Origin of the sequence: Candidatus Vampirococcus lugosii, from assembly GCF_018420025.1 — a bacterium.
In the GTDB taxonomy this organism is placed as follows: domain Bacteria; phylum Patescibacteriota; class Gracilibacteria; order Absconditabacterales; family Absconditicoccaceae; genus Vampirococcus; species Vampirococcus lugosii.
On record NZ_JAEDAM010000072.1, the window covers coordinates 1 to 4768 of the forward strand.

5 protein-coding genes are annotated in these 4768 nt (G+C 20.9%); 4 read left to right on the plus strand and 1 reads right to left on the minus strand.

Features of this window, described 5'->3' with window-relative positions:
* Window positions 1-274: 274 nt before the first annotated feature.
* The 4 genes from VAMP_RS04515 (at window position 275) to VAMP_RS04530 (ending at window position 4540) form a co-directional block, all read left to right on the plus strand.
* Window positions 275-904, plus strand: a complete 630-nt coding sequence (locus VAMP_RS04515; RefSeq protein ID WP_213349766.1) for a hypothetical protein — start codon at window positions 275-277, stop codon at window positions 902-904.
* A 442-nt stretch (window positions 905-1346) separates the two neighbouring features.
* Window positions 1347-2459: a CaiB/BaiF CoA transferase family protein gene (locus VAMP_RS04520; protein ID WP_213349767.1), complete on the plus strand. Its 1113-nt coding sequence runs from the start codon at window positions 1347-1349 to the stop codon at window positions 2457-2459.
* 1 nt (window position 2460) lies between these two features.
* Window positions 2461-3588 (plus strand): VanW family protein, encoded by a 1128-nt coding sequence (locus VAMP_RS04525; RefSeq protein ID WP_213349768.1) that lies wholly within the window; start codon window positions 2461-2463, stop codon window positions 3586-3588.
* 1 nt (window position 3589) lies between these two features.
* Window positions 3590-4540 (plus strand): GNAT family N-acetyltransferase, encoded by a 951-nt coding sequence (locus tag VAMP_RS04530; RefSeq protein ID WP_213349769.1) that lies wholly within the window; start codon window positions 3590-3592, stop codon window positions 4538-4540.
* 10 nt (window positions 4541-4550) lie between these two features.
* Here the strand turns inward: VAMP_RS04530 and VAMP_RS04535 are convergent.
* Window positions 4551-4768: hypothetical protein (locus VAMP_RS04535; RefSeq protein ID WP_213349770.1), on the minus strand; the 218-nt coding region annotated here is incomplete at its 5' end.

Genomic DNA, 4768 nt, shown 5'->3' on the forward strand with positions numbered 1-4768 from the left:
AAACTTACTTTCTCGCTATCGCTCGAACCATGTTGCGCTCTCGTTTCGCTTCGCTACACTCGGAGCACATAACAAAGGATATGAGGTTCAAGAGATTTGGCATAAAATATTTTTCAAAGTAAGCCAAATTTCTTTCTCCCAAATTTTGGAAACACTGATATAATTCAAAAGGAAGTTTCTAAAACTTCCCATATCCTTAAACATTATGTGAAATTGTAATGATTTTTAAAATCATTATAATGAAACCAATTTTTTATTTTTTTGCCAATCTACTATGAAAAAAACAATTTTTATATCACTTGTACTTGGAGCAGTGCTTTTGTCTGGATGTTTTTTTGAAAAAGATATTAATACCAAAGAAACAACACCTATCATTAAAAACGAGGAAAATAAACAAATACAAGATAACCAAAATTTAAAATCACAAATTGAAGATATTCAAAAAAACAAAAATATAATTACTGATAATTCCACTGATTCAGAAAATCAGACAGAGAATTCACAATCTTTGTATAGAAATAATGATTTTGGTTTTGAATTCAATTATCCATCTTCATGGAAAATTAGTAACGAAATTAAAGATAGTGAAATTGAAGGTTTAGTAATTAAACCAAAATTGTATTTAAAACTAGACAATACATCAGATTTTAAAGTTAGAAATTTCAATATTGTTTTTATGATTATTTCAGAAGAAGAATCTAAAATGCCAGCTGGAATGGTTTTTAACGAAACTACAAAATCATTAATAAATAAAAATGGTGAAAAATTGTTTATTAATATTGTTGCCGAAAGTATAATGGGTGGTGATCCATGGCCAGGAAAAGAAAATGAAGTAAAAAATGATACTGAACTTTTTGAAAAGCAATGGACAAGTATTGTAGATTCTATTAAGCCCAAAAAATAAAATTGTGAATAAAATTTTGCTACAGAAAAATAAAAACTTTTCATTACATCGTACAACACGGCATATCTGGCTACAGCTTTTTACAAAAGCCTTCGCCCAAATTACTATCGCAACTTCAGATATTTCGAAATGTTGTGTGTAATTCAAAAAATATTTTAAATAAGGTGTTTTGTTAAGCTTTTTTAAAGATGAAAATAAGCTTGATTTTTATATTAAAATGAATACATTAAATCTGTATAAAAAGGGATATGTGAAGTTTTTTTCGAACGAAGTGGAAGAAAAATTTTGTTGAGGGGCGAGCCGATTCCCAAACCGTATATCATCAAATGTTAGACGATATATTTAAAAACTCTTTTTTAGGATTTTTATAAAAGGGGATAAAAAATTGTAAATAATGCTACCATTTATTACAGATTTATATTAAATAATAGTGTAAAAAAATATGAGTAATATATTTAAATGACTGAAAATAATAGATTGTACAAAAGTCTTTTCTTGACCGTTTGCAAGTAGATATTTTGCTGATTATTGAGCAGAAGTTATAAAAATTGAATCATTAGAAAATTATGATGAATCAAGAAATTTTACACCATTAAAAAATTGAAAAAGTTGATATTTTGAAATATTAAATAGATGAAAAAAATCAATTACTTTAAATCTAAAAGATAAATCTGATTTAAATATCTTTTATGACTTGGTAAAAGAATCCGATATTTTTTTAGAAAATTTTTCTCCAAAAATAAAAGAAAAATTGAAAATTGATTATAAAATATTATCAAACATAAATCCAAAACTTATTTACGGATCATTAAATTGATGTTGAGAAAATATAGATAAAAAGGCTTATGATGTTATTATACAAGCAGAAAGTTGACTAGCTTCGCTTAATTGAGAAACAAAATCGATGAAAAATGCAACTGCAATAATTGATACTTTTAGTTGATTAAGTATTTCTTTGGCAATTACTTCACTTCTTTATAAAAGAGAAATAACTTGAAAATGAGATTTTGTAAATATTCCAATGATAGCTTCTGGGATACAACTTTTAGAACAAAATCTTATTGAAACAAGTATAAAAATAAATAATCCAGATCTAACTTGAAATCATGATAATGCAATCTTTCCTTTTTGATTTTTTAAAGTAAAAAATTGAGAAATAGCAATTGCAATTTGAAATGATAATTTATGGCAAATTTTCACTAAAAATATAGCTCCAGAACTATTTTGAAAATTTAATTCAAATCAAGAAAGATTAGATAATAAAGATTATTTAATCGATATTATAGAAAAAATATTTACAAGTTATACTAAAGAAAATTTGAGTAAAATATTGGATAATTTATGAATTCCAAATTGAAAAATAAATACTATGCAAGATTTATTAAATGATGAAGTTTTATATAAAAATAATTTTATCAAAAAGATACATCACAAAGAATTATGAGAAATAGTAGTTCCTTATGAATTTATAAAATACAAATCTTATAGCATTGAAGAACCTAAAAAAGCTCCAAGTTTATGAGAAAATAACCAAGATTATAACATAAAAAAATAATATGAATAAATTATTAATTTCTATTTTATCTGTTTTACTAGTAATAAGTTTTTTCGTTATCTGAATTTTTTGATATTTTTTTATTCCAAAAATTAACTATAATAATTTTTTAGCTAATAAGCAAAAAGAAAGATTATTTAGAGAAGATGTAAAAAATATAAAATTACAAAAGCAGTTAATATTATTTGTAAAAAATTATAAATTTAAAGAAAGTTTTAATTTAAATCTATATAAAGATTATTTTGTATTAAATTGAAATTTTTGTGATATAAATGATAGTTTTTTTATATGAATAGAAGAAAAACTAAAATCACAAAATATTATATATAAGCCAAAAATTGAAATAAATGAAAAACTAGAATTATTATTATATAAAAATATATGAAAAAGAATAAAAAAAGATAATTTAAAATACCAAATATGTAATTTCATAAATTCAGAAAATAAAACTGATTATATTGAAATTGAATTAGAAAATTATGAATATTCAAAACAAGAGTTAGATGACTTAAAAAATTATAAATTAGTATGAAATTATACCATAAATAAATATTATAAAACTCCTATTGAAAGTGTTTTAAACAGTCAAAATCTCATTGAAAAAATAAGTTATGAGTTTATTTATCCAAATGAAAATATATCTATACTTGAAAATTTATTAAAAGATTGATGAAAAGACTTGTTTAATTCAAATATATTAAAAGATTGAGAGATTATCAAATGAATTTGATGAGGTTCTTGTTTAGCTTCAACTATAATTTATAGAACCTTATTAAATGCTGGAATTGAAATAAAATCTCAAAAAACTCACAATATATATTATGAAAATATTTATTGAATTTGAGAAATTTGACTTGACTCAACTATTTATGAAGATGAAACATATTTTGTAGATTTAATATTTAAAAATAATTACAAAAATCCCATAATATTTATACCAAATTTTGATGATAATAAAATAACTCTAAATATTTACTCGAAAGAAAAAGAATACACAACAAAATTAACTCCGTTAGATATAGAAAATGTTTGAAATATAAAATGGAATTATGAAATTTTTGATAAAAATAATAATAAAATATGAGAGTATACTCTATGATCAAAATATGATAAAATAGATAATTTTTAAAATGAGTAATAAAATGGAAATAAAAGAATATGATTCAAATTTTTTTGATAGTTTTGTATATTTAATAGACAACTGTTTTTGAATAAAAAATAATGATAAAAATAAACTTATAAAATGGAAATTTTTTGATAATCCAAATAATGAGAAAAATAAAATAGTCTGCTCATATTATGAGGATAAAATTGTTTGACAATATTCAAACATTTCAACAAGTTTTATCTATCAGGAAAATATTATAAATTGATATATATGTCAAGATATGTGTGTTTTGAAAGATTTTAGATGAAAATGATTAATTTCTAAAATGTCTTCTAAGCTTTATTTTGATGTTTTAGAATCTACTTTTTCTATATGATTTTCAAATGAACAATGAGTAAAAGTAGATAAAAACAGTAAATGATATTGATATAATGTTATTGGTAAACTTACATCTTATATATTACCAACTTTTTTAAATTTTAATAAAACTTATTTTTATAAAAAAATTGAAAATATAAATGATCTGAAAAATATTAATTTTAATGAATTTGGTTATTTTTCTGAATATTTAAAAATTAACTCTGATTTTAATTATATTAAATGGAGATATTTTGATAAGCCAAATTCAAATTATAGTTTTTTTCTAATTTATGACGAAAAACAAAAAAATATATGATATGTAGTTTTTTATTTTAAAAAATGATTTTGAAATATATATGATTTTAATATCATCAAAGAAACAGATATTAAAAGAATAATTTGAACTTTAAAAAATATTTGAATAGAAAATAAAATTTTCTTTCTTAGAATTCAAATATTAAAAAATAATTTTTGGAAAAATTTCTTTAAATGATTTTTCAAGATCAATAAAAGAGAAAATATATATTTTACCAACAAAAATCATAATATTTTTAATAAAATTGATATTTTAAATAAAGAAAATTGGATTATAAAAACCTGAGATATTTTATAATAAGGTATCTTTAAACTCATCTTTGTAGAACAAAATTTCTAAATCCTTGATTTAGACAAGGATTTGCAAGAAAATAAAAATAGATTTGTGTACTACACAAATCTATTTTTATTTTAAATAATTTAAATAATTTTTCTTGAAGCTCATTTATTTGTTCTACTTTATTTATATGTATATTATCTATTTTAAAGTAAACTTTACTTACATTTTTTAATTCAGTTAATAATG